Origin of the sequence: Kineococcus deserti (assembly GCF_050871945.1) — a bacterium.
In the GTDB taxonomy this organism is placed as follows: Bacteria; Actinomycetota; Actinomycetes; order Actinomycetales; family Kineococcaceae; genus Kineococcus.
This window is the reverse complement of record NZ_JBJLSI010000008.1, coordinates 135,469-158,224: the sequence shown is the minus strand read 5'-3', so window position 1 is coordinate 158,224 and position 22,756 is coordinate 135,469. Positions and strand designations below refer to the sequence as shown.

The window sequence follows — 22,756 nt, the reverse complement described above, 5'->3', positions numbered from 1 at the left end:
TCAAGGATTCGACTCCGACGATCAAGGACTCGGGGCCGAGGTCCCGCCTTCGAGTCCTTGATCGTCGGGGTCGAATCCTTGATCGCGGGGAGGGGAGGGAAGGCGGGTCAGCGGGTGGCGTGGGCGCGCCAGTGGCCCAGGAGGGCGGCGACGACCGTGATGACGGCGGCCAGGGCGAGCCCGGCGCCGATGTGCCAGCGCAGCAGCGCCGCACCCGCCGCGGCTCCGGCCAGGATCAGGACGACCGCGCCGAGCCGGCGACGCCAGCCCTCACCCTTGCCGCCGGCCAGTCGGGAGTCGGCGGCCAGGCCGGTCAGCGTGGACGTCACGACGACCGTGGTGACGTCCTTGACCGCCAGCCGGCGCGCCGCCGCGGCCTGACCGCCCATGGCCACGCCCAGCGCGGTCGTCACGACGACGGCGGAGGCGGGCGGGGTCGTGCCCACCTCGACGGGCACCCCGGACAGCAGCGAGGTGACGACGGCCAGCGCGCCGAGCACGACACCCACGAGGACGAGGACGACCGTCGAGGCGGTCGTCCAGCCCGCCGCCGCGCGGCGCAGGACCCGCCCGACCACGGCCGCGCCCACGAGGAAGCCGACCAGCGCGAGCACCGGCCCGAGGATCGGCAGGTCCTCCGCGCCGGTCAGCGCCATCCCGAGGATGACGACGTTGCCGGTCATGTTCGCGGTGAAGACGCGGTCCAGGCCCAGGTAGCCGACGGCGTCGACGATGCCCGTCGAGAAGGTCAGCACGAGCATCAGCGCGAGGTGCCAGGCCTTCGGGTCGCGGGTCTTCGCGGGTGCGTTCGCGACGTCGTTCGCAGGGGGCATCGGGGACCTCCGTGTTCGGGGGGCGGAACTCCCGCGCGCCGAAACACGGGGGAAACACAGGAAGAGTACGGTGCACGAATTGTATACGTTCGGCTGCTGAGAACGATCTGCGAAAGGTCCGCGATGACCGCCCGACCAGCACTGCTCACGACCGTCGGCGCCACCCTGCTCGTGCTGTCCGCCTGCGTGCCCGTCCAGCCCGTCGGCCAGGCCCCCGACCGCGAGGACGTCACCGGCGTCGCCCTCGGCGGACGGACCGCGCGCGAGGGCGGCGACCTCGTCATGGCGTTGTCGGCCGAACCCGACCGGCTCGACCCGACGACCTCCTCCTCGCTGTACACGCGGTACGTCATGAACGCGATCTGCGAGAAGCTCTACGACATCGACGCCGAGGGGAACCTCGTCCCGCAGCTCGCCGCCGAGCTGCCGACGACGTCCCCCGACGGCCTGACCGTCACGATCCCCGTGCGTTCCGGGATCCGGTTCGCCGACGGCACCCCGCTCGACGCGGCGGCCGTCGTCACGACGCTCCAGCGCAACCTGACCCTCGAGACGAGCAGCCGCAAGAGCGAACTCGGCCCGATCGCCGAGGTCGAGGCGAGCGACGAGTCCACCGTCGTCGTCCACTACCAGCGGCCGTTCGCCCCGCTCGCCGCGTCGCTGGCCGACCGGGCCGGGATGATCATGTCGCCCACGGCGCTGGCCGAACTCGGGACCGACTTCGGCGACCACCCCACCTGCGTCGGGGCGTTCAGGTTCGTCGACCGGGTGCCGCAGACGTCGATCACCGTCGAACGCGACCCGAACTACTACGCGGCCGACGAGGTCCACCTCGACACCATCACCTACCGCATCATGACCGACGCGAACATCCGCGCCGCGAACCTGCGTTCCGGCGACGTCCAGGTCGCCGACACCCTGTCCCCGCAGGACGTCGACGCCCTGGCCCAGGAGGACGGGATCGGCCTGCTGCAGACCGGGTCCTTCGGCTACCAGGGCGTCACGTTCAACCTGGGCAACACCGAGGGCGTGGGCAACCCGCCCGGCGTCATCGACACCCCGCTGGCCACCGATCCGCGCATCCGCGAGGCGTTCTCGCTCGCGGTGGACCGGCAGGCGCTGGTGAACTCCGTGTTCAACGACTGGTACGAACCGGCCTGCTCGTTCATCTCCCCGGCCAGCACCTACGCGACGCAGGCCAGCGACGCCTGCCCGCCGCACGACCCCGAGCGGGCGAAGCAGCTGCTGGCCGAGGCCGGGGTGGAACTGCCCTACCGCATCAGGGTCTCGGCCTCGAACACCGCCGACACCCTGCGGTTCTCCCAGGCCCTGCAGGCCAGCGTCCTCGAAGCCGGGTTCGCGCTGGAGATCGAGCCCGTGGAGTACTCCACGCTGCTCGACCAGCAGTCCGGCGGTGGTTTCGAGGCCGTCCAGCTCGGCTGGTCCGGCCGCGTCGACCCGCACGGGAACGCGGCCGGCTTCCTGACCACCGCGGCCGGCAACAACTACTCGGGCTACTCGAACCCCGAGGTCGACGCGCTGCTGCAGCGGGCCGCCCAGACGACCGACCCCGCCGCGCGCGCGGACCTCTACGGACAGGTCGTCACGATCGTGCAGCGGGACAACCCGATCGTCTACCTGTACCGGGTGCGCAGCATCACCGGGTACGTCTCCTCGGGCGAGAAGTCCGTCGCGGGGATCGAGACCTACGCCGACGGTGTCGTCCGCCTCGGGCGGGCCACCTTCCTCGAGGAGGACTGAGATGGGACGTTTCCTGCTGTCGCGGTTGTGGCAGAGCGTCGTGACGCTCGTGCTGGCCTCGATGGTCGTGTTCGCCGGGGTGCGGGCACTGCCCGGCGACCCGGCGCTGGCCGTCGCCGGTGAGGAGGCCAGCCCGGAGACGCTGGCCGCGGTCCGCGCCGACCTCGGCCTGGACCAGCCGATCTGGGTGCAGTACTGGAAGTTCGTGACGAACGCGGTGACCGGTGACCTCGGCACCTCCGTCCGCACCGGAACCCCGGTCACCGAACTCATCGGCGCGACCCTGCCGGTCACGGTCTGGCTGTCGGTCTACGCGATGCTGTTCGCGGTCGTGTTCGGTCTGGCCATGGGCGTGGTCGGCGCCGTCCGCCGCGGCACCTGGGCCGAGGCGGGCGTCAACGGGTTGTCGCTGCTGGGTCTGTCGGTGCCGAGCTTCTGGCTCGGGCTGATCGCCATCCTCTACCTGGCCGTGGGCCTGGGCTGGTTCCCCGCCTCCGGGTACGTCCCGCCGGGTGAGGACCCGCTGCGGGCGCTGCACCACCTGACGCTGCCGGCCGTCATCCTCGGCGCCGGGATCGCCGCGGTGGTGATGCGGCAGACGCGCGCGTCGATGCTGCAGAACCTGTCCGCCGACTACGTCCGGACCGCCCGGGCCAAGGGCGCCTCGCGGTCGGCCGTCGTCCTGCGGTTCGCGCTGCGCAACTCCCTCGTCGTGGTCGTGACGCTGGTCGGCCTGCAACTGGGCGGGCTGATCTCCGGCGCCGTCGTCACCGAGCGGATCTTCGGCCTGCCCGGGTTCGGCAAGCTCACGCTGGACTCGGTGTTCAGCCGCGACTACCCGGTCATCGAAGGTGTCGTGCTCGTCGTCACGCTGGCCTACGTCGTCATCAACCTGGCCGTCGACCTCCTGTACACCGTCCTCGACCCCCGCATCCGCGTCACCGGAGGAACCCGATGACCCAGCTCACCGAAACTCCCGGACGGCTCGAGGTCGACCTCGGTTCCAGCCGGGGCCTGGTCCTGAAGCGGCTCGTGCGCGACCGGTCCGGCCTGGTCGGCCTGGTGCTGGTGGCGGTCGTGGTGCTGGCCGCGGTGCTGGCCCCGGTCCTCGCGCCGTACCCGCCGACGCAGGTCCACTTCGAGACCCCGTTCCAGGTCCCGCGCACGGTCGGGTTCTGGCTCGGCACCGACGACCTGGGCCGCGACGTGCTGTCCCGCATCCTGTTCGGCCTGCGCGCCTCGCTGCAGGTGGGCGTCCTCGCGGTCGTGCTCTCGATCGTCGTGGGAACCCCGCTGGGACTGGCGGCCGGGTACTGGCGCGGCCTGGACGCCGTCGTGTCCCGCGTCACCGACGTCGTGCTGGCCTTCCCGTTCCTCGTCCTGGCCGTCGGTCTGGCCGCGATCCGCGGTGCGAGCCTGGGCAACGCCGCGATCGCCCTGGGCATCGCGCACGTGCCGCAGGTCATCCGCGTCGTGCGGGCCGAGACCATGCGGCTGCGGGGGACGGAGTACGTGCTGGCGGCCAAGACCATGGACGCCTCCGGGGCCAGGATCCTGGCCACCCACGTGCTGCCCAACGCGGTCCCCTCGATCGTCGTGCAGGCCACGGTGATCATGCCGGCCGTCATCATCGGCGAGGCGCTGCTGTCGTTCCTCGGCCTGGGGATCCAGCCGCCGACGCCGAGCCTGGGCATCATGCTGTCCGACGCCCAGCAGTACATCTTCCGCGCGCCGACGGCGGCGCTGTTCCCGGGTCTGGCGATCGTGCTGGTCTGCCTGGCCTTCAACCTGTTCGGTGACGCGCTGCGCGACGCCGTGGACCACGGAGGAAACCGATGAGCAGCAGTTTCGTGACGCCCCCCGGGCAGACCACCCGTCCCACGCTGCGCGGGACCTTCGGCATGACGGCCTCGACGCACTGGCTGGCCTCGGCCACCGGGCAGTCGGTGCTGGAACGCGGCGGGAACGCCTTCGACGCGGCGGTCGCGGCGGCGTTCGTCCTGCACGTCGTCGAACCGCACCTCAACGGCCCCGGCGGGGACATGACGGGCGTGTTCGCCACGGCCACCGACCCCTCCACCCCGGTCGTCCTCAACGGCCAGGGCCCGGCGCCCGCGGCCGCGACCATCGAGCACTACCGGGCCGAGGGCTTGGACATGGTGCCCGGCGCCGGTGGCCTGGCCGCGGCCGTTCCGGGTGCGGTCGACGCCTGGATGGTCCTGCTGCGCGACCACGGCACCTGGGAGCCGGCCGACGTGCTGGCCCCGGCCATCGGCTACGCCCGGGACGGTCACCCCGTCGTCGGCCGGGTCGGCACGACGATCGCCTCGGTCGCGGACCTGTTCCGCGAGCACTGGACGACCTCGGCCGACCTGTGGATGCCGGACGGGAGGATCCCCCGGGACGGCGACGTCATCACCAACCCGGCGTGGGCGCGGACGCTGGAACGCCTCCTCGCGGCCGGCCGCGACGCCGGTTCCCGCGTCGAGCGGATCGAGGCGTTCCGCCGCGAGTGGCGCGAGGGGTTCGTGGCCCGCGAGGCCGTGGAGTTCCTGCGCACCCCGCACCGGCACTCCTCCGGCACCGACCACGCCGGCGTCCTCGAGGTCTCCGACTTCGCCGGGTTCTCCGCCGGTCCCGAGGAGGCCACGACGATCGGGTTCCGCGGGACGACGGTCGCCAAGACCGGCCCGTTCGGGCAGGGACCGGTGCTGCTGCAGGCGCTGCGGATCCTCGACGGTTTCGACGACGCCGACCTGGACCCCTCGACCGTCCGGGGCGCCCACCACGTCCTGGAGGCGCTGAAGCTGGCGATGGCCGACCGCGACGCCTGGTACGGCTCGGCCGCGGACCCGGAGGTGCTGCGCGAACTGCTGTCGGAGGAGTACGCGGCCGCACGTCGCGCGCTCATCACCGACCGCGCCTCGCACGAGTTCCGGCCCGGCACCGTCGGCGGCCGCGAACCGTTCGTGCCGCCGCTGCGCACCGAGGCGCCGTCCGCGGTCGGCGTCGGGGAACCCACCGTGGGCGAGCCGACCGTCGAGGCGACCGGCACCACCCGCGGCGACACCTGCCACGTCGACGTCGTCGACCGCTGGGGGAACGTCGTCTCCGCGACCCCGTCGGGCGGCTGGCTGCAGTCGTCCCCGACCATCCCGGAACTGGGGTTCTGCCTGGGGTCGCGGTTGCAGATGACGTGGCTGGACGAGGACTCCCCCTCCGCGTTGCGCCCCGGTCAGCGCCCGCGCACGACGCTGACCCCCACGCTGCTGCTGCGCGACGGGGTGCCCGTCGAGGCGCTGGGCACCCCGGGCGGCGACCAGCAGGACCAGTGGCAGCTGCTGTACCTGCTGCGCACGCTCGTCGGCGGGTACGCGCCGCAGCAGGCGATCGACGCGCCCGCCCTGCACACGACGTCGATGCCCGGTTCGTTCTGGCCGCGCACCTGGACCCCCGGCGGCGCCGTCGTCGAGGACCGGATCGGCGAGGACGTCATCGCGGGGCTGGAGGAACGCGGTCACGTCGTGAAACGGGCGGGCGACTGGGCGCTGGGCCGGTTGTCCTGCGCCGGCCGCGACCCGCGGACCGGTGTCCTGCACGCCGCCGCGAACTCCCGCGGCAACCAGGGTTACGCGGTGGGGCGGTGAACGTGTCCGGAGAACTGCTGCGGGTCGAGGGCCTGGAGGTGTCCTACGGTCCGAACGCGGTGCTGCACGGTGTCGACCTGACCGTCCGGCGCGGTCACCGCGTCGCCGTCGTGGGAGCCTCGGGTTCGGGCAAGTCGACGACGGCCGCGGCCGTCATGGGACTGCTGCAGGGCGCCGGACGGGTCACCGGTGGGCGGGTCGTCGTGGCCGGCGACGACATCACCGCCGCGCTGGTCGGGCGGGACGAGAACCGGCTGCGGCGGTTGCGCGGCCGGCAGATCGGCCTCGTGCCGCAGGACCCGATGTCGAACCTGAACCCCTCGGCGCGCGTCGGCAGGCAGGTCGCCGAGACCCTGCGCATGCACGGCCTGGCCCGCGGCGCCGCGGCCCGCCAGCGCGCGGTGGAACTGCTGGAGGAGGCCGGCATCCCCGACGCCGGCCGCCGCGCCCGGCAGTACCCGCACGAGTTCTCCGGCGGCATGCGGCAGCGGGTGCTCATCGCGATGGCGCTGGCCGCCGAACCCGAGCTGCTCATCGCCGACGAACCCACCTCCGCCCTCGACGTCACGGTGCAGCGGCAGATCCTGGACCACCTCGACCGGCTGACCGCCGCGCGCGGGGCGTCGCTGCTGCTGGTGACGCACGACCTGGCGCTGGCCGCCGACCGCTGCGACGACGTGCTGGTGATGTCCGAGGGCCGGGTCGTCGAGACCGGTCCGGCGGCGCGGGTGCTGCGCGAGCCCACCGCGGAGTACTCCCGGGCGCTGGTGGCCGCCGCGCCCGCGACGGCCGGGCGGACGGCGCCGCGGGAACTCCCCTCCCGTGAGTCGGAGGACGTGCTGGTCGTCCGTGACCTGGTCAAGGAGTACAGGATCCGGGGCCAGTCCGAGAAGCTGCGCGCGGTGGACGGGGTGTCCTTCACGGTGCCCGCCGGAACCACCACGGCGGTGGTCGGGGAGTCCGGGTCGGGCAAGACGACGACCGCGCGGCTCGTGCTGGGCCTGGAGACACCCACCAGCGGGGAGATCTCGCTGGCCGGCGGCCGGCGCGACGTGCAGCCGGTGTTCCAGGACCCCTTCGGTTCCCTGGACCCGACCAAGACGCTGGAACGGCTCATCGACGAACCCCTGCGCATCGCCCGGGTCGGCGACGCCCGCAGCCGCAGGGCCCGGGTCGGTGAACTGCTCGACCAGGTGTCGCTGAGCCGCGGACTGGCGCAGCGCCGGCCGGCGGAACTGTCCGGCGGCCAGCGGCAGCGGGTGGCGATCGCCCGGGCGCTGGCGCTGAACCCGAAGGTCGTCGTCCTCGACGAGGCCACCTCCGCCCTCGACGTCCTCGTGCAGCGGCAGGTCCTCGGCCTGCTCGAGCGGCTGCAGGAGGACCTCGGCCTGACCTACCTGTTCATCACGCACGACCTGGCCGTGGCCCGGCACCTGGCGCACCAGGTCCTCGTGATGCGCGCCGGGCGGGTCGTGGAACAGGGCATGATCGGGGACGTGTTCGACAACCCCCGCGACCAGTACACCGCCCAGCTGCTGTCGGCCATCCCCGGCCGCGCGGCAGCCTGAGGTGGGCGCCTCCGCGGAGCGCGTCACCGAGCACCTGCGGCAGGACGTCCTCGGCGGGTTCTTCCCGCCGGGGACGCGGCTGACCGAGGCCAGCCTCGTCGAGCGCTACGGCACCTCGCGCGTGCCCGTGCGCGAGGCGTTGCGCGCGCTGGCCGGGGAGGGTTTCGTCGACCTGCGGCCCAACGCCGGTGCGCGGGTGGCGGAGGTGCCCGTCGACGACCTCGCCGACCTGTACGCGGTCCGCTGCGTCGTGGAGGAGATCACCGCCTCCCGCTGCGCCCGCCGGGTCGCCGACGGTGCGGACGGGCTGGTCGGGGAACTCACGCAGATCGTGGACGCCGGGTTCGCCGCGCTGGAGGCCGGCGACCCGGTGCTCGGCGCGGAACTCAACACCCGCTTCCACTCCGGGATCGCCCGGTTGTCGGGTGCGCAGAGCATGGCGATGGTGCTGCGCCGGGTCAGCGAGCGGATCCAGTGGGCCTACGCCACCACCGTCCCCCAGCAGGGGCAGCGGGCCTGGACCGAGCACCGGCGGATCGTCGCGGCCATCGCCACCGGGGACGAGGCGAAGGCGGGGCGGGAGATGCTCAAGCACGTCCAGACGTCGGGGCGCAGCTTCCGGACGCGCTGACCCCGAGGCCGGTGACGACGTGCAGCACCCCTGCACACGCGGGCGGCCGGGAAGACTCAGCCGGGCGGAGCCGCTGCCCCGGCCGCCACCCGGAACACGGGCCAGCCGATCTCGGTGCGCCACGCGGCAGCATCCGGGGTGTCGCGGGGCCCGACCAGGTAGTTCTCGTGCACCGGGCCGGCCACGGCCAGGGCGTGGTCCACGACCCAGCTGCCCAGCTCGCCGTAGGTGACGTCGATGTCGTGGTGCTCGCCGACGTGCGTCGTCACCGCCAGTTCGACGGCGGGCAGTTCCACCACGTGCACCCGCCCCCGCCGGCCTCCGGGTCCCAGCGCCCCCTCGGACGCCGGCCGGTGCACCAGCACCCGGCCGACGCCGTCCTCGAAGAGCGCGTTGTCGTACAGCCCGCCGGGGGCGCCGTCGCCGCCGGGCAGCGCCGCGTCGAGTTCGGCCATCGCGCCGGCGTACCAGGGCAGGACGTCCTCGAGCGCCACCTCGTCGGCGACCGCCGCCACCCGACGGGCCGGCACCTGGCGCAGTTCGACGTCCAGCCCGGCCGGCTCGGGGTGCAGCAGCCGGCGCAGGGAGGCGACCGCGGCGCGGGTCCGTTCCAGTTCCTGCTCCAGGCGCTGCAGGTGCTCGGCGACCAGGGCGGCCCGGTCGACCGGCTCGGTGGCGCGCACGATCCGCCGCACGTCGGCCAGCGGCACGTCGAGTTCGCGCAACCGGTGGATCACCTGCGCGGTCGGGATCTGCCCGGGGTCGTAGTAGCGGTAGCCGCTCGCGGCATCCACCCGCGCGGGTTCCAGCAGGCCGGCCTCGTGGTAGCGGCGCAGCGTGCGCACGCTGAGGTGCGACAGCCGGGAGAAGTCACCGATCGAGAGCACGGGAGCAGTGTGGACCCTCTCCCCGGGAGAGGGTCCGGGGTTTGCGTCGCCCGCCGGGGGAGGGACCAGCGTGCGGGGCATGAACACCTCCACCACCCTGCCGACCACCATCGGTGCCTTCCTGGCCGCCCACGGCGCCCGGGAGGCGGAGGCCGCCGTGCGCACCTTCGCGCCCGGCGCCGTGGTCGTCGACGAGGGGAACACCTACCGCGGCCCGGAGCAGCTCCTGGACTTCCTGCGCCACGCCGGAACGTAGTTCACCTACACCTCCACGCTCGTGGGGACCGAACGCCTCGACGAGCAGCACTGGGTGACGACCCACCTGCTGGAGGGCGACTTCCCCGGCGGGAGGGCCGAACTGCGCTACCGCTTCACGCTGCAGGACGACCTCATCACCGAGCTGGTCATCGCCCCCTGACGACCGGGAGAGGGGACAACCATGCCCAGCGACACCACCGTCGTGCTCGTCCACGGCGCCTTCGCCGACTCCTCCAGCTGGAACGGCGTCATCACGCAGTTGAGGGAGGACTACCGGATCGTCGCGGCGGCCAACCCGCTGCGCGGCCTGCACAGCGACGCCGACCACCTGCGCGCCCTGCTCGACAGCCTGGACGGACCCGTCGTCCTGGCCGGCCACTCCTACGGCGGCAGCGTGCTGAGCCAGGCCGCCGAGGCTCACCCCGCGGTGCGGGCGCTGGTCTTCGTCGCCGCCTTCAGCCCGCAGCCGGGGGAGAGCACCGCGGAACTGGCGGCGAAGTTCCCCGGCGGGCAACTGGGACCGGCCCTGCACGCGGTGCCGTTCACCGCACCCGACGGCACGACGGGCCGGGACCTGTACGTCCGGCAGGACCGGTTCCACGACGTGTTCGCCGCCGACGTCCCCGCGCGGGAGGCCGAGTCGATGGCGATCACGCAGCGGCCCGTCACGGCCGGCGCCCTGGAGGAGCCCGCGTCGCGGGCGGCCTGGACGACCATCCCGTCCTGGAGCCTGGTCACCACCGCGGACCTCACGATCCCCGCCGAGGCGATGCGCTCCATGGCCCAGCGCGCGAACTCCCGCACCGTCGAGATCGACGCCTCCCACGCGGTCACCGTGTCCCAGCCCCGGGCCGTTGCGCGCCTGATCGACGAGGCGGCGCGGGCCACGACCGGCCGCAGCGGCTGACCGGCGCGAGGCGGGCTACTCGCCCAGACTCTCCGCCCACCACGCCGACAACGGCCACGGCCCGGGTCTCGTCGCGCTCCCGCGACGCCGCCCGGGCCGAGGGGGGCGGAGCAGCCGGCGGAGCAGCAGCACGGTGAGCGGGGTCGCCGGTGGCCGCTGCGCCGCGCACACCCAGCACCCGGGCGGGCACGTCGCCGCGGTACCTCCGGAGAACCGTTGCCGGACCTCTCGCACGGGAACCTCCTCGTCGCTCGACACCAGTGAAAAGCGATGACCGGTGTCACTGTCGAACCCTGGCACGACACCTGTCAAGCCACTACGGTGGTGTCAGACCATCCGGCGACGAGGAGGACGCGTGACCGACGAGGACGTTCCCCCCGCGGCGCAGCTGATCCGCGACTTCGTCAACACCCGTGAACCGCAGACCGGACGCGAGGAGCTGCGCGGACCGCGGGACCTGGGGACCTGGCTCGGTGCCCGCGGGCTGACCGGAGCCGGGATCGGGGACGACGACCTCGCGGTGGCCCTGCGGTTGCGGGAGGGCCTGCGTGCGGTCCTGCTCACGCACGCCGGGCACGATGCCGACCCCTCGGCGATCGCCGCGCTCGACGCCGCGCTGAGCCGGGTGCCGGTCCGCCTGCACCTGGGCCCCGACGGAGCGCGGCTGCTCCCCGCCGGCGGCAGCGCGCAGGCGCTCGCCCCGCTCGTCGAGGCCGTGCGCGCCTGCGGGCAGGACCAGTCGTGGCGGCGGCTGAAGGCGTGCAGCCGCGACACCTGCCACTGGGCCTACTACGACTCCTCGCGCAACCAGAGCCGGCGCTGGTGCTCGATGGCGGGCTGCGGGAACTACGTCAAGATGCGTCGGCGCAACGGCAGCCGGGACTGACGCGAACCTGTTTCGCCCACCGCAGGGCCGGGGTAGGAACACGGCATGGCCAGTGACCAGCACACTCCCACCGACCCCACGACCCAGTACCCCGACAGCACGCCGGGACAGACGCTGCCGCACCCGGGCGCCACGTCCGACATGACGCCGGCTCCCGACCACGGCGAGGACAGCTACGTCGGCGCGGGACGGTTGCAGGGGCGCCGGGCGGTCATCACCGGGGGTGACTCCGGCATCGGTCGCGCCGTGGCGATCGCCTACGCGCGCGAGGGTGCGGACGTGCTGATCGTGCACCTGCCCGAGGAGCAGGCCGACGCCGACGCCACCGTCGCGCTCGTCGAGGCCGCGGGGCGCAAGGGGATCAGCCTGGCCGGGGACCTGCGCGAGGAGGAGTTCTGCCGCTCCGTCGTGGACACCGCCGTGGCCGAGCTCGGCGGCCTGGACGTCCTGGTGAACAACGCCGCCTACCAGATGTCGGTCGAGGGCATCGAGGACCTCTCGACCGAGCAGCTCCTGCGGACCTTCACGACGAACGTCTTCGCGACCTTCTGGCTCAGCAAGGCCGCCGTTCCGCACCTGGCCCCGGGGTCGTCCATCGTCAACACCGTCTCGGTGCAGGCCGACTCCCCGTCGCCGGCGCTGCTGGACTACGCCATGACCAAGGCCGCCCTGGTCAACTTCACCCAGAACCTCGCGCAGGAACTGGGCGCGAAGGGGATCCGGGTCAACGCCGTCGCCCCCGGGCCCGTCTGGACCCCGCTCATCCCGGCGACCATGCCCGCCGAGCAGGTCGAGGACTTCGGAACGCAGACCCCGCTGGGTCGCGCCGGGCAGCCGGCGGAACTCGCGCCGGCCTACGTGTTCCTGGCCTCGCAGGAGTCCAGCTACAGCACCGGCATCGTCATCCGCGTCGCCGGGGGGAAGTGACCCTCCCGCCCGTCAGGACTGCTCGGCGCCGCACCACCACGTGGTGCGGCCGCCGACCGTCCCGCGCACCATCTCCGCTCCGCAGCGCGGGCAGTGCCCGCCCGCCGTGCGGTGCGGGATCACCTCGCCGGTGTGCACGCCGCCGTGACGCACGGCGTGCCGGATCGCGGCGCGCAGTTCCCGTCGCAGGTCGTCCAGCCCCTCGCGCGTGAGAGAACCCGCGGGTGTGCGCGGGTCGAGGCGTGCCCGCCAGAGCACCTCGTCGGCCAGCAGGTTCCCGACCCCGGCCAGCACCGACTGGTCGAGCAGCCTGGCCTTCACCGGTGCGGTTCCGCGGCCGACGCGGGAACGGAACTCCTCGCGGCCGATCTGCTCGGCGTCCGGTCCGAGGGACTCGACGTCGGGATCCAGCCGCACCCGGCCCAGCCGCCGCTTGTCCAGCAACCGCAGTCGCCCGCCGTCGGTGAACGTCAGGCTGAACCGGTACCAGACGTCCTGCTCGGGCGTGGTGCTCGGGCGCGGGCCGGCGTAGTCGCCGCCGACGAGCAGTTCGCCGTCGGGGTTCGTCACGAAGATCCGTCCGCTCATCCCGAGGTGGATCCCCAGCGCGGGACCGTTCCCGGAGGTGTCGCACCACATCGACTTCCCCCGCCGGTGCGCCGCGGTCAGCGTGCGCCCGACCAGCGCGCGCCGCAGGTCGCCGGGAGCGTGCGGACGGCACTCGTAGGTGTCGCTGTCGTCGACGTCGGCGATCTCCCGGTGCAGCGCACCGGCCTCGACGACCTGGCGGGCGGATTCGACCTCGGGCAGTTCCGGCACGCCGGAAACCTAGCCCGTCGTAGTGTGCTGCGCGTGCGCAAGCTCCGCCGTGCCGGTCTCGCGACGACGGCCCTCCTCCTGGCCGCGTGCTCGTCGGCCCCCGGACCCGCTGCTCCGCAGCCGGTCACCGTGGCGATCGCCGGCGACGTGCACTTCGCCGGGTCCAGCGCCGCCGCGCTCGAGCCGGGCGGCCTGGACGCGGTCGCGCCGCTGCTGCGCGAGGCGGACCTGACCGTCGTCAACGTCGAGACGGCCATCACCGACGGCGGTGAGCCGGCGGGCAAGCAGTACACGTTCCGTGCGCCGGCGGCCGGGCTCGGGGCGCTGCGGGACGCCGGGGTCGACGTCGCCGCGATGGCCAACAACCACAGCCTCGACTACGGCCGCACCGGACTGGAGGACACCCTGCAGGCGGGACGCGACGAGGGGCTGCCGGTCATCGGCCTCGGGCAGGACGTCGACGCCGCGTTCGCCCCCCACCGCACGACGGTGCGGGGCACCACGATCGCGGTGTTCGACGCGACCCAGGTGATCGACGGTTCCCTCGCGACGGCCTGGACCGCGACGGCCGACCGGCCGGGCCTGGCGTCGGTGCAGACCGCGTCCGGCCGGCAGCGGCTGGCCGCCGCGGTGCAGGCCGAACGCGAGCGCAGCGATTCGGTCGTCGTCGTCCTGCACTGGGGAAGGGAACTGCAGGACTGCCCCACGCAGGACCAGGAGGACCTGGCCGCCGAACTCGTCGCGGCGGGCGCCGACGCCGTCGTGGGCTCGCACGCGCACCTGCAACTCGGCCAGGGGTACCTGCGGTCCGGTGACCGCACGGGTTTCGTGGACTACGGGCTCGGCAACTTCGTGTTCTACGCGAAGAAGGCCGTGACCGTCGAGACCGGGGTCCTCGAACTCACGCTGCCCGCCGCCGGCGGGGTGCCGCGGGCGCGGTGGCGGCCGGCGACGATCGAGTCCGGGGTCCCGGTGCCGCTGGAGGGTTCTGCGGCCGACGAGGCGGTGCGGCACAAGGAGTCCCTGCGTGCCTGCACCGACCTCGCGGCGGCGCCCTGAGGTGCGCTCACCGGGTGGGGACGCCGAACAGGCGCGCGGTGGGGCCGTCCCCGGCGAGGAGTTCGGCGGGAGTTCCCGCCTCGGCGACCTCGCCGTCGACCAGGCACCACACCTCGTCCGCGCGTTCCAGCGTGCGGCGGCGGTGGGTGACGACGAACGCCGTTCCGGTGTGCTGGTCCAGGACCGCGTCCACGACGTCGGCGGCCCGTCCGTCCAGGTGCGCCTCGGCCTCGTCGAGGACCAGCACGACGGGGTCGCCGAGCACCGCGCGGGCCAGGGCGACCCGGCCCCGCTGACCCGCGGACAGGCGGCGCCCGGCCGGGCCGACGTCGGCGTCCCAGCCGCCGAGGCCGGAGACCACCTCGGCCAGGTCGCACAGCTCGGTGACGCGGCGCAGCTCGGCGTCGCTGCACCGCGGCCGGCGGTAGGTCACGTTGCGTCGCAGGCTGCCCCGCAGCAGCGGCAGGTCCGGGCCGGTGATCCCCACGCAGCGGTGGACCGAGCTCGGGGTCACCGTCCGCAGGTCGGTCCCGTCGAGTTCGACGGTGCCGGTGTCGGGGTCCACCAGCCGCGCGAGCAGCGAGGCGAGCGTCGACTTCCCCGCCCCGTTCGGGCCGACGAGCGCGATCGTGCGCCCGGCCTCGACGTCGCGCGTGATCCCCGCGGCGCCACCGAGGACGCCGGCGATCCGGACGCCGCGCAACCGCACGGCCCCCGCCGTGGCGCGCAGTGGCCCGTCGCCGGGGGGCAGGGCAGGCACCGCGAGGGTGCGGCGGGCGGCGGCGCGGGCGACCTTCGCCGCCGCGGCGTACTCCGCGACCCGGCCGAGGTCGCGCAGGTGCCCGGCCAGCAGCCCCGCCACGCTCACCGCGGCCACCACCGTGCCCGTCTCCGTCGCACCGGCTCGCACACCGGCCGCCCCGGCGACGAGGGCGGCCACCGTCGCCAGCCCGGCGCCGGACTCGGCGACCGCCCGGGCGACCCCCGTGGCCCCGGCCCGGGCCACGGCGGCATCGACCACGTCGGACCCCTTGCGCTGCAGTCGGTCCCGTTCGCGACGGGACTGGGCGAACGCCTGCACGGTCGCCAGCTGGTCGAGGCGTTCGGTGACCTCCCCGGTGAACCGGGCCCGGCGTCGGCGGGCGTGCGCGGTGGCCCGCACCAGCCACGGGGAGACCACCGCCGTCGCCAGCGCGGTGCCGGCCAGGACCGCGCCGACGGCCAGGCCGGTGCCGGCGTCGAGGACGACCAGGCCGCCCACCACGAGGACCACGACGACCCCGGCCACCAGGAGCCGGGCCAGCCCGAGGCTGACCCAGGTGCGCAGCGCGGACAGGTCGCCGACGAACCGGGACAGCAGGCCGCCGCGTCCCAGCCCGCCGACGGTGCGGGCCGGGACGTCGGTCAGGTGCTGGAACAGGGTGTCGCGCACCTGCTCGGCGTAGTGCTGCCCGAGGTCCTCGGCGACGACCCGTTCGGCGCCTCGCAGCGCCGCCACGAGCAGCGCGGCCACGACGAGCCCGGCCACGGTGCGCACGCCCGCCCCCGGGGCGGGGTCCGGGGCGACGAGGACGTCGAAACCCCGCTGGACGAGCAGCACCGTCTGCACCGTCAGCGCGGCCTGCGCCAGGCCGATGCCCAGCAGCACCGCGAACCGGCCGCGTCGCCCGCGACCGAGGGGGGTGGGCAGGTTCGGCACGACGGCCTCAGACCAGCGCGGGAGCCGGCGCCGGGACCGCCGGTGTGAGCAGGTCCGCGAGCAGGGCGGTGACCTCCAGCGGGTCGGTCAGCCTCGGCAGGCCCCACACCGCACGGCCGGTGTTCTCGGCGGCCTCACGGCTGGCCAGGGGGGAGGCGGACAGCAGACCCGTCAACGCGATGACGTCGATCTCGTTGCGCCGCAACCAGTTCAGCCCGGCGACGGCGGCCAGGGCGTCCGGCGCGGCGAACAGCACCCCGTCCACCCGGCCACGGAACTCCGGTTCGGCGAGCAACTGCGCGCTCTCGGTCTGGAACAGCCCGTCGGCGACCTCGACGACGACGACGTCCACCCCGGCGGCCGACAGCACGTCGGTGAGTTCGGTGAAGACCTCCCGGACGGTCTCGCGGCCGGCGCGGAACGTGCTCGGCAACCCGGCCGAGGTGAAGTCCAGGACGGGAGCGGCGCCGGAGTCCTGCAGCAGCCACAGGTCCCCGCCGGCTCCGGTGCCCGTGACCTTCGCCGCGCCCACCCGCAACCCGGCGGCGACCAGCCCGCGGACCAGCCCGGCCGCGGCCGTGGTCTTCCCGGAGTTCATCGCCGCACCCACGACGGCCAGCACCACCGGCTCCGTGCGCGGGCCCCGCGGCGCCTGGAGCAGTCCGTCGCGGTAGCGGCCCAGGTTCAGGACTCCTCCGTCGGCGCCGGCGAGCAGGCCGAGCGGTTCGAGCCCGGTCGCCGGGGTCATCGCGCTGTGCGCCGTGTCCACCCGCGCCGCCAGCCCGCCGGCGGCGACGAGGTGGCAGGGGCCGAGGTCGCCGGGCACGGTGGCCTCGAACTGGTCGGGGGCGTAGCGGTGGCCGTAGGCGACGACGACCTCGTCACCGGGGAACAGGGCCTGCCGGCGCCCGGTGGTCGACTCCAGCCGCTTGTGGTTGCCGACGTGGCTCACGCGGGCCAGGACGAGGTCACCGGCCGCGGGGGTGGCGGTGCTCAGCCCGACGGCGTCGGCGAGGTCGGCGTAGCGGGTCGAGAACGCGCGCTTGGCGGTGGCGAGACGGCGCTGCAGGGTCGTGCCGGCGTTCGTGTCCACGGTGGTTCCTCCAGGTGTGGTGGCGTCCCCGCGTCGGGGTGGTCACCACGCTGGAGGTCGTCCGTGAGAACTCCGTGAGACGGGGATGACAGCTCCGTCATCGAGTGGACACGAGGTGCCGCAACGTCTTCGGTGCGACACCCCGGGTTCGTCAGGAGTTCAGGAACGGGTAGTCGGTGTATCCCGCCGCGCCGTCGGCGTACACGGTCGCCTGGTCCAGCGCGTTCTCCGGGTGACCCCCGCGCCAGCGCTCGAGCAGGTCGGGGTTGGCCATGACGGCCCGGCCCACGGCGACGGCGTCGGCCGTGCCGTCGGCGACGACCTCCAGGGCCTCCTCACGCGAGGTGACGACCCCGAAACCGCTGTTGACCATCCACGGGCCCTCGAACCGCTTGCGCAGCCCCTGGACCAGGTCGCCGCGGGGTTCGGCGTGCAGGACGCTGACGTACGCCAGCCCCAGCGGCCGCAACTGCTCCATCAGGTACCCGTAGGTGGCCTCGACGTCGGCGCGGTCGGTCTCCAAGGCGTCCTGGATGTTGTGCTCGGGGGAGATGCGCAGGCCCACGCGGCCCGCGCCGATCTCGGCGGCCACGGCCGTGGTCACCTCGACCACCAGCCGGGCGCGGTTCTCCGGCGACCCGCCGTAGGCGTCGGTGCGGCGGTTCGAGCCCGGCGCGAGGAACTCGTGCAGCAGGTAGCCGTTGGCGCCGTGGACCTCGACACCGTCCAGGCCCGCGTCGACGGCGCGGCGGGCGGCGGCGACGAACTCGGCCACCACGTCGGCGACCTCGTCGGTGGTCAGGGCGTGCGGGACGGGGAAGGGCTTCTTGCCGGTGGGGACGTGGGTCTCGCCCGCGATGGCGATGGCGCTGGGCCCGACGATGCGCTCGGTGCCCGTGGTGTCGGGGTGGGTGACCCGGCCACCGTGCATGAGCTGCAGCACCAGGCGGCCACCGCGCGCGTGCACGGCCTCGGCGACGGCGCGCCAGCCCGCCTCCTGCGCGTCGTCCACGATGCCCGGCTGGCCGACGAAGGCCTGCGACTCGTGGCTGACGTAGGTGCCCTCGGTGACGATCAGGCCGGTGCTCGCGCGCTGCGCGTAGTGCTCGGCCACGAGCGGGCCGGGAACGCCGGAGGAGCCCGAACGCATCCGGGTCAGCGGGGCCATGACGAGGCGGTTGGACAGGTGCAGGTCGCCCAGGGCGACGGGGGAGAACAGATCCACGACAGGTGTCAACCGGCGGACCGCGGTCCGGATTCCGGCCGGACGGGGTCGGGTGGGGCGCGAGGCCGCGCGGGGGGCGGGGGGCGCGCGGGGGGGGGGGGGCGCGGGCGCCCCCCCCCCCCCCCCCCCCCCCCCCCCCCCCCCCCCCCCCCCCCCCCCCCCCCCCCCCCCCACCGCGAACGTAGAGTTCCCTCCCGTGTCCGGTGTCCTCGTCGCAGTCGTCTGCGGGCTGTGCCTGCTCATGGGGATCTGGGCCGTGGCCGTCGTCGCCCGCGACCGCCGCATCGGCCGGCCGCACCTGGTGGGGCTCGGGATCGTCGAACTCGCCGTGCTGGCCCTCGTCGTCGACGGGATCGTGGAACTGGCCACCGGCACCCGCCCCGCCGAGCTGGCCACGTCGATCGCCTACCTCGTCGTCGCCCCGTTCATCCTGCCCGCGGGCACGTTCTGGGCGCTGGCCGACCGGTCCCGGCCGAGCACGCTCGTCCTCGTCGTGGCCTGCTTCGCGGTGATCGTCATCGCCTACCGGGCCTTCCTCCTCTTCGCCGTGACCTCGGGGACGACCGCATGAGCCAGACCGATCAGGCCCGGGGCACGACCGGGCTGGGCCGCGTCCTGGTGGCCCTCTACGGCGTCTTCGCCATCGCCGCCGTCTCGCGCGCCTCGGTGCAGATCGCGACGCGCTTCCACGAGGCGCCGCTGGCGTACGTGCTGTCGGCCCTCGCCGGCCTCGTCTACGTCGTGGCCACCGTCGGACTGGGCCGGACGGGGAGGCGGTGGCGCACGGTCGCCTGGGTCGCCTGCAGCGTCGAGCTCCTCGGCGTCCTGACCGTCGGCACCCTCAGCCTGGCCGACGCCCGGGCCTTCCCGGACTCGACCGTGTGGTCGGCCTACGGGCGCGGCTACGGGTTCGTGCCGCTGGTGCTGCCGGTGCTGGGGCTGGTCTACCTGCGCAGCGAACGGCGCCGCGGCCGCGCCTGAGGGTTCCGCATCCAGTTTCACGAGCGAACGATCTGTGCGCGATGCTGCGCGTGAGATGCACACCGACACCACCCCCGGAACCTCCCGCCGCAACGCCGTCGTCCTGCTCGTCGGGCTCCTGCTCGTCGCCTGCGCGATGCGGGGCCCCGTCACCGGCGTCGGACCGCTGCTGCCGGCGGTCTCGACCGACCTGCGGCTGTCCTCGGCCGCCGCGGGCGCCCTCACGTCGCTGCCGCTCGTGGCCTTCGCGGCGAGCTCCCTGGTCGTCCCCAAGGTGGCGGCCCGGCTCGGGCAGCGCCTGACCCTCGTCCTGGCCATGGCCGGCCTCGTCGCCGGGTCGGTCCTGCGGTGGGTCCCGGGCGTGGTCCCGCTGTTCGCCGGGACCGCCGTGCTCGGGGTGGCGATCGCCGTCGCCAACGTCCTCATGCCCTCGCTGATCCGCGCCGAGTTCCCCGGGCGCATCGCGCTGCTGACGAGCAGCTACGTGGTCCTCATGCAGGTGGTCGGCAGCGCCGCCTCCGGTGTCGTCGTGCCGCTGTCGGAGGCCGTCGCCGGCGGCTGGCGGACCGCCCTCGTCGTCTGGGGCGCGCCGGCGCTGGCCGCGGCGGTGCTGTGGCTGCCGCTGGCCCGCGGCCACCGGACGCGTGCGGCCGCCGCCTCGCACGCCCCGACCCCGTGGCGCTCGCCGCTGGCCTGGGCCGTCACGGCGTTCATGGCGACGCAGTCGCTGACGTTCTACGTGCTGCTGTCCTGGCTGGCCACGCTCGCCCGCGACCGCTCCGGGTACGACCCGACGCAGGCCGGTGTGCTGCTGTCGGTCATGCAGGTCGCCGGTGTCGTCGGCAGCCTGCTCGTGCCGGTCGTGGCCGGCCGCTCGGTGGCGCGGACGCGCTGGGCGGCCGTGGGGTCGACCGGCCTGACGATCGCGGGTCTGCTCGGGCTGCTGCTCGTCCCGTCCGCCGCGGTGCCGGCCATCGTCGTGGTCGGGCTCGGTGGTGGGGGATCGGTCGTGCTGGCCCTGGCGGCGGTCTCGGCGCGGGCGGCCGACGGGCCCTCGGCGTCGGCGCTGTCGGGCATGGCCCAGGCCGTCGGCTACCTCGCCGCGGCCGTCGGGCCGGTCGTCGTCGGCGGCCTGCACTCGGTGACGGGCGGCTGGAGCGTGCCGCTGGCCGTCCTGCTCGCCGTGGCCGTCGCCCAGCTCTTCACCGCCCACGCCGCCAACCGCGACGCCACGATCCCTGCCGGCTCCCCGGCGTGAGCGGGCTCTGAGTCCGCGTCGACCGGGCACGCCCGCTCTCGCGCTGCCCCGCCGGGGTCAGGCGCCGGCGAGCTCGAACCAGACGGTCTTGCCGAGCGGACCGACCGCGAGGTCGGTGCCCCAGCGGCTGGACAGCATCTCGACCATCGCCATGCCGCGACCGCTCTCGGCCTCGGCGCGCTGGGCACCGATGAGCGGCATCCCGCCGCCGTCGTCGGAGACCTCCACCCGCAGGGACGCCCCGTTCACCCGCCGCACCGCGAGCTGGACCATGCCCTCGCCGTGCACGACGGCGTTCGTGACGACCTCGCTGGCCAGCAGGAGGGCGGCCTCGACGGTGTCCTCGTCCACCTCCTGGGACGCCACCCACGGAGCGCACCACTCGGTGATGAGCCAGCGGGCGATGCCGACCGATCGGGGGTTGGGCGGGAGGACCACCTGGAACAACGGTCCGTGACCTCCCGACGTCTCCTCGCCGCGGCCTCTCCACGACGTCCCAGCAGCACGCCCCGACAACTGCAGTCACCGGGACGTGACGCACAGTCAATCACTCGCTCCGCTGCTTGTCCGCACGCAACGGCAACCTGTATGGCGACCGGTACGTGGAGGTGGCGCTCCGACGCCTCAGACGGGCAGGTCCACACCCGCCACCTCGAGGGCCGTCAGGACCGCCAGCGCGGCGCACACGACCCCGCCGATCCGGCTCACCGTGGCCACGCTGAGCCGCTTCAGCAGGGTGGCGCCGACGGCCGCCGCGAGCCCGGACACCACCAGCAGCGCGGCCCAGGCCCCCACGAAGACCGAGACCGGATCGTTGTAACGCGCGGCCAGTCCGGCGGTGAACAGCTGGGACAGGTCCCCCCACTCGGCCAGGAAGATGACACCGAAGCAGGTCAGCGCACCGCGCCAGCCCGAGCCGCCGCCCGTGACCTTCTGCTCGTACTCCTCCAGCGCCTCCTCCTCGGCCTCGCGGGCCTTGGCGGCGCCGCGGAAGAGGGTGAACGCACCGACGGCGAACAGCGCCGCGGCCACCGCGGCGACGGGGCGGTCCGGCAGCTGGGCCAGCAGCCGGCCGGCGACGACGGCGATGAGGCACTGGACGGCGAAGGCCAGCCCCACCCCGACCCAGGCCGTCAGCGGGCGGAACCGGGTCGCGAGCACCAGGGTGGCCACGAAGGTCTTGTCGGGCAGCTCCAGCAGCAGGATGGGCAGGAAGCTGGCAGCCAGGACGGCGAGGTCCACGGGTTCCTCTCGGACGTCCGGTCGGTCGGGGCACATGACAGCACGCCCGGGGCGGGGCACGAAAACTCCAGGAACCGGTTTCGGTGCGCCGAAACCTGGCCGGGCACGACCCGGTGGCCCAGACTGTCGCCCGTGCCGGAACTCCCCGAGGTCGAAGGGCTCGCCGCCTTCCTGCGCGAGCGGATGGTGGGCCGTGTCGTCGCCCGGGTGGAGGTGGGCGCCGTCAACGTGCTCAAGACGTACGACCCGCCGCCGGCCGCCCTGCAGGGGCTGCTCGTCGCGGGCGTGGAGCGGCACGGCAAGTGGCTCGACATCGACGTCGACGGTCTGCACCTGGCCGTCCACCTGTCACGCGCGGGCTGGCTGCGCTGGTCCGACGCGCTGCCGAAGGCGCCGCTGAGGCCCGGCGGGAAGAACCCCGTGGCCCTGCGGGTGCGGCTGGCCCCGGAGGACGACGAGGACCCCGAACGCCCGCCGGGTTTCGACCTGACCGAGGCCGGCACCCAGAAGCGGCTGGCCGTCCACGTCGTCAAGGACGTGCAGCAGGTGCCCGGCATCGCCACGCTCGGCCCGGACCCGCTGGACGGGTCCTTCGACCTGGAGGCGTTCCGCGCGCTGCTGCGCGACTCGCGCCAGCAGGTCAAGGGGTTGCTGCGCGAGCAGTCGGTGCTGGCCGGCGTCGGCAACGCCTACTCCGACGAGGCCCTGCACGCGGCGAGGCTGTCGCCCTACGCCCAGGCGGGCAAGCTGGCCGACGCCGACGTCGAACGGCTCTACGAGGCGCTGCGCACGACGTTGCAGGACGCCGTCGTGGCCGCCTCGGGTAAACCGGCGAAGGAGCTCAAGGACGCCAAGCGGGCCGGGATGCGGGTGCACGGCCGCACCGGCGAGGCGTGTCCCGTCTGCGGGGACGTCGTGCGCGAGGTCTCCTTCGCCGACCGGTCCATGCAGTACTGCGCCACCTGCCAGACCGGCGGCAGGCCGCTCGCGGACCGGCGGTTGTCCCGTCTGCTGAAGTGACCCCGGGAGCCGGCGGACGGTTCCCTCGACAGGCCGGTACCACCAGGAGTTCACT

23 protein-coding genes and 1 pseudogene are annotated in these 22,756 nt (G+C 74.3%); 16 read left to right on the top strand and 8 right to left on the bottom strand.

Annotated elements, in window-relative coordinates; all coding sequences use genetic code 11:
* Positions 1–107: 107 nt before the first annotated feature.
* Positions 108–833: a YoaK family protein gene (locus tag ACRYR2_RS09265; RefSeq protein ID WP_432562562.1), complete on the bottom strand. Its 726-nt coding sequence runs from the start codon at positions 831–833 to the stop codon at positions 108–110.
* 123 nt (positions 834–956) lie between these two features.
* On the opposite strand from ACRYR2_RS09265, the gene ACRYR2_RS09260 reads away from it, so the two are divergent.
* The 6 genes from ACRYR2_RS09260 to ACRYR2_RS09235 are packed head-to-tail and all read left to right on the top strand — an operon-like array spanning position 957 to position 8,440.
* A complete protein-coding gene (locus ACRYR2_RS09260) occupies positions 957–2,594 on the top strand; it encodes an ABC transporter substrate-binding protein (RefSeq protein ID WP_432562561.1) in 1,638 nt (545 codons plus the stop codon).
* Position 2,595: 1 nt separating this feature from the next.
* Positions 2,596–3,552: an ABC transporter permease gene (locus tag ACRYR2_RS09255; RefSeq protein ID WP_432562560.1), complete on the top strand. Its 957-nt coding sequence runs from the start codon at positions 2,596–2,598 to the stop codon at positions 3,550–3,552.
* Positions 3,549–4,433 (top strand): ABC transporter permease, encoded by an 885-nt coding sequence (locus ACRYR2_RS09250; RefSeq protein WP_432562559.1) that lies wholly within the window; start codon positions 3,549–3,551, stop codon positions 4,431–4,433. Before ACRYR2_RS09255 ends, ACRYR2_RS09250 begins: the two co-directional genes overlap by 4 nt.
* The gene (locus tag ACRYR2_RS09245; protein ID WP_432562558.1) at positions 4,430–6,241 is read left to right on the top strand and encodes a gamma-glutamyltransferase family protein; all 1,812 of its coding nucleotides are present in this window, start codon (positions 4,430–4,432) and stop codon (positions 6,239–6,241) included. The genes ACRYR2_RS09250 and ACRYR2_RS09245 overlap by 4 nt, the downstream gene beginning before the upstream one ends.
* Before the next feature lie 2 nt (positions 6,242–6,243).
* Positions 6,244–7,809, top strand: a complete 1,566-nt coding sequence (locus ACRYR2_RS09240; RefSeq protein WP_432562584.1) for a dipeptide ABC transporter ATP-binding protein — start codon at positions 6,244–6,246, stop codon at positions 7,807–7,809.
* 1 nt (position 7,810) lies between these two features.
* Positions 7,811–8,440 carry a GntR family transcriptional regulator gene (locus ACRYR2_RS09235; RefSeq protein ID WP_432562557.1) on the top strand — a complete coding sequence of 210 codons (630 nt, stop codon included), beginning with the start codon at positions 7,811–7,813 and terminating at the stop codon, positions 8,438–8,440.
* Positions 8,441–8,496: 56 nt separating this feature from the next.
* On the opposite strand, the gene ACRYR2_RS09230 is transcribed toward ACRYR2_RS09235, so the two are convergent.
* Positions 8,497–9,327, bottom strand: coding sequence for a MerR family transcriptional regulator (locus ACRYR2_RS09230; RefSeq protein ID WP_432562556.1), 831 nt, complete (start codon positions 9,325–9,327; stop codon positions 8,497–8,499).
* 79 nt (positions 9,328–9,406) lie between these two features.
* Between ACRYR2_RS09230 and ACRYR2_RS09225 the strand changes: the two genes are divergently transcribed.
* The 5 genes from ACRYR2_RS09225 to ACRYR2_RS09205 all read left to right on the top strand — a co-directional run bounded on the left by ACRYR2_RS09225 (position 9,407) and on the right by ACRYR2_RS09205 (position 12,305).
* Positions 9,407–9,583, top strand: coding sequence for a nuclear transport factor 2 family protein (locus ACRYR2_RS09225; RefSeq protein ID WP_432562555.1), 177 nt, complete (start codon positions 9,407–9,409; stop codon positions 9,581–9,583).
* A 21-nt stretch (positions 9,584–9,604) separates the two neighbouring features.
* Positions 9,605–9,745: a hypothetical protein gene (locus ACRYR2_RS09220; RefSeq protein ID WP_432562554.1), complete on the top strand. Its 141-nt coding sequence runs from the start codon at positions 9,605–9,607 to the stop codon at positions 9,743–9,745.
* A 21-nt stretch (positions 9,746–9,766) separates the two neighbouring features.
* Positions 9,767–10,492 carry an alpha/beta fold hydrolase gene (locus tag ACRYR2_RS09215; RefSeq protein WP_432562553.1) on the top strand — a complete coding sequence of 242 codons (726 nt, stop codon included), beginning with the start codon at positions 9,767–9,769 and terminating at the stop codon, positions 10,490–10,492.
* Between the two features lie 355 nt (positions 10,493–10,847).
* Entirely contained in the window at positions 10,848–11,378 is a 531-nt protein-coding gene (locus ACRYR2_RS09210) for a CGNR zinc finger domain-containing protein (protein ID WP_432562552.1), read from the top strand.
* 45 nt (positions 11,379–11,423) lie between these two features.
* The gene (locus ACRYR2_RS09205; RefSeq protein ID WP_432562551.1) at positions 11,424–12,305 is read left to right on the top strand and encodes an SDR family oxidoreductase; all 882 of its coding nucleotides are present in this window, start codon (positions 11,424–11,426) and stop codon (positions 12,303–12,305) included.
* A gap of 12 nt (positions 12,306–12,317) precedes the next feature.
* Here ACRYR2_RS09205 and ACRYR2_RS09200 read toward each other — a convergent pair whose 3' ends face one another.
* A complete protein-coding gene (locus tag ACRYR2_RS09200) occupies positions 12,318–13,124 on the bottom strand; it encodes a DNA-formamidopyrimidine glycosylase family protein (RefSeq protein ID WP_432562550.1) in 807 nt (268 codons plus the stop codon).
* Positions 13,125–13,157: 33 nt separating this feature from the next.
* On the opposite strand from ACRYR2_RS09200, the gene ACRYR2_RS09195 reads away from it, so the two are divergent.
* Positions 13,158–14,183 carry a CapA family protein gene (locus ACRYR2_RS09195; RefSeq protein ID WP_432562549.1) on the top strand — a complete coding sequence of 342 codons (1,026 nt, stop codon included), beginning with the start codon at positions 13,158–13,160 and terminating at the stop codon, positions 14,181–14,183.
* Between the two features lie 7 nt (positions 14,184–14,190).
* On the opposite strand, the gene ACRYR2_RS09190 is transcribed toward ACRYR2_RS09195, so the two are convergent.
* The 3 genes from ACRYR2_RS09190 to ACRYR2_RS09180 form a co-directional block, all read right to left on the bottom strand.
* Complete coding sequence (locus ACRYR2_RS09190) at positions 14,191–15,882, bottom strand: ATP-binding cassette domain-containing protein (protein ID WP_432562548.1); 1,692 nt, start codon at positions 15,880–15,882, stop codon at positions 14,191–14,193.
* A 7-nt stretch (positions 15,883–15,889) separates the two neighbouring features.
* On the bottom strand, positions 15,890–16,975 hold the full coding sequence (locus ACRYR2_RS09185) for a DUF1611 domain-containing protein (RefSeq protein WP_432562547.1): 1,086 nt from the start codon (positions 16,973–16,975) through the stop codon (positions 15,890–15,892).
* Between the two features lie 151 nt (positions 16,976–17,126).
* Positions 17,127–18,200 (bottom strand): alkene reductase, encoded by a 1,074-nt coding sequence (locus ACRYR2_RS09180; protein ID WP_432562546.1) that lies wholly within the window; start codon positions 18,198–18,200, stop codon positions 17,127–17,129.
* A gap of 196 nt (positions 18,201–18,396) precedes the next feature.
* On the opposite strand from ACRYR2_RS09180, the gene ACRYR2_RS09175 reads away from it, so the two are divergent.
* The 3 genes and pseudogenes from ACRYR2_RS09175 to ACRYR2_RS09165 all read left to right on the top strand — a co-directional run.
* Entirely contained in the window at positions 18,397–18,771 is a 375-nt protein-coding gene (locus tag ACRYR2_RS09175; RefSeq protein WP_432562545.1) for a hypothetical protein, read from the top strand.
* Positions 18,768–19,181 carry a hypothetical protein gene (locus tag ACRYR2_RS09170; protein WP_432562544.1) on the top strand — a complete coding sequence of 138 codons (414 nt, stop codon included), beginning with the start codon at positions 18,768–18,770 and terminating at the stop codon, positions 19,179–19,181. The genes ACRYR2_RS09175 and ACRYR2_RS09170 overlap by 4 nt, the downstream gene beginning before the upstream one ends.
* Positions 19,182–19,197: 16 nt before the next feature.
* Positions 19,198–20,439, top strand: a pseudogene (locus tag ACRYR2_RS09165) (MFS transporter); the annotation flags it as partial.
* Between the two features lie 57 nt (positions 20,440–20,496).
* On the opposite strand, the gene ACRYR2_RS09160 reads toward ACRYR2_RS09165, so the two are convergent.
* Together ACRYR2_RS09160 and ACRYR2_RS09155 are read right to left on the bottom strand one after the other, a co-directional pair.
* Entirely contained in the window at positions 20,497–20,877 is a 381-nt protein-coding gene (locus ACRYR2_RS09160; RefSeq protein ID WP_432562543.1) for an ATP-binding protein, read from the bottom strand.
* 186 nt (positions 20,878–21,063) lie between these two features.
* Positions 21,064–21,681: a TMEM165/GDT1 family protein gene (locus ACRYR2_RS09155; protein WP_432562542.1), complete on the bottom strand. Its 618-nt coding sequence runs from the start codon at positions 21,679–21,681 to the stop codon at positions 21,064–21,066.
* Positions 21,682–21,813: 132 nt separating this feature from the next.
* Here ACRYR2_RS09155 and ACRYR2_RS09150 point away from each other — a divergent pair, with 132 nt between their 5' ends.
* On the top strand, positions 21,814–22,701 hold the full coding sequence (locus ACRYR2_RS09150) for an Fpg/Nei family DNA glycosylase (RefSeq protein WP_432562541.1): 888 nt from the start codon (positions 21,814–21,816) through the stop codon (positions 22,699–22,701).
* The last annotated feature ends 55 nt before the right edge of the window (positions 22,702–22,756 follow it).

Bases quoted from the DNA above. Each gene is read 5' to 3' on its own strand.
- ACRYR2_RS09265 (WP_432562562.1), bottom strand. From the start codon at position 833: ATGCCCCCTGCGAACGACGTCGCGAACGCACCCGCGAAGACCCGCGAC.
- ACRYR2_RS09260 (WP_432562561.1), top strand. From the start codon at position 957: ATGACCGCCCGACCAGCACTGCTCACGACCGTCGGCGCCACCCTGCTC.
- ACRYR2_RS09255 (WP_432562560.1), top strand. From the start codon at position 2,596: ATGGGACGTTTCCTGCTGTCGCGGTTGTGGCAGAGCGTCGTGACGCTC.
- ACRYR2_RS09250 (WP_432562559.1), top strand. From the start codon at position 3,549: ATGACCCAGCTCACCGAAACTCCCGGACGGCTCGAGGTCGACCTCGGT.
- ACRYR2_RS09245 (WP_432562558.1), top strand. From the start codon at position 4,430: ATGAGCAGCAGTTTCGTGACGCCCCCCGGGCAGACCACCCGTCCCACG.
- ACRYR2_RS09225 (WP_432562555.1), top strand. From the start codon at position 9,407: ATGAACACCTCCACCACCCTGCCGACCACCATCGGTGCCTTCCTGGCC.
- ACRYR2_RS09215 (WP_432562553.1), top strand. From the start codon at position 9,767: ATGCCCAGCGACACCACCGTCGTGCTCGTCCACGGCGCCTTCGCCGAC.
- ACRYR2_RS09205 (WP_432562551.1), top strand. From the start codon at position 11,424: ATGGCCAGTGACCAGCACACTCCCACCGACCCCACGACCCAGTACCCC.
- ACRYR2_RS09170 (WP_432562544.1), top strand. From the start codon at position 18,768: ATGAGCCAGACCGATCAGGCCCGGGGCACGACCGGGCTGGGCCGCGTC.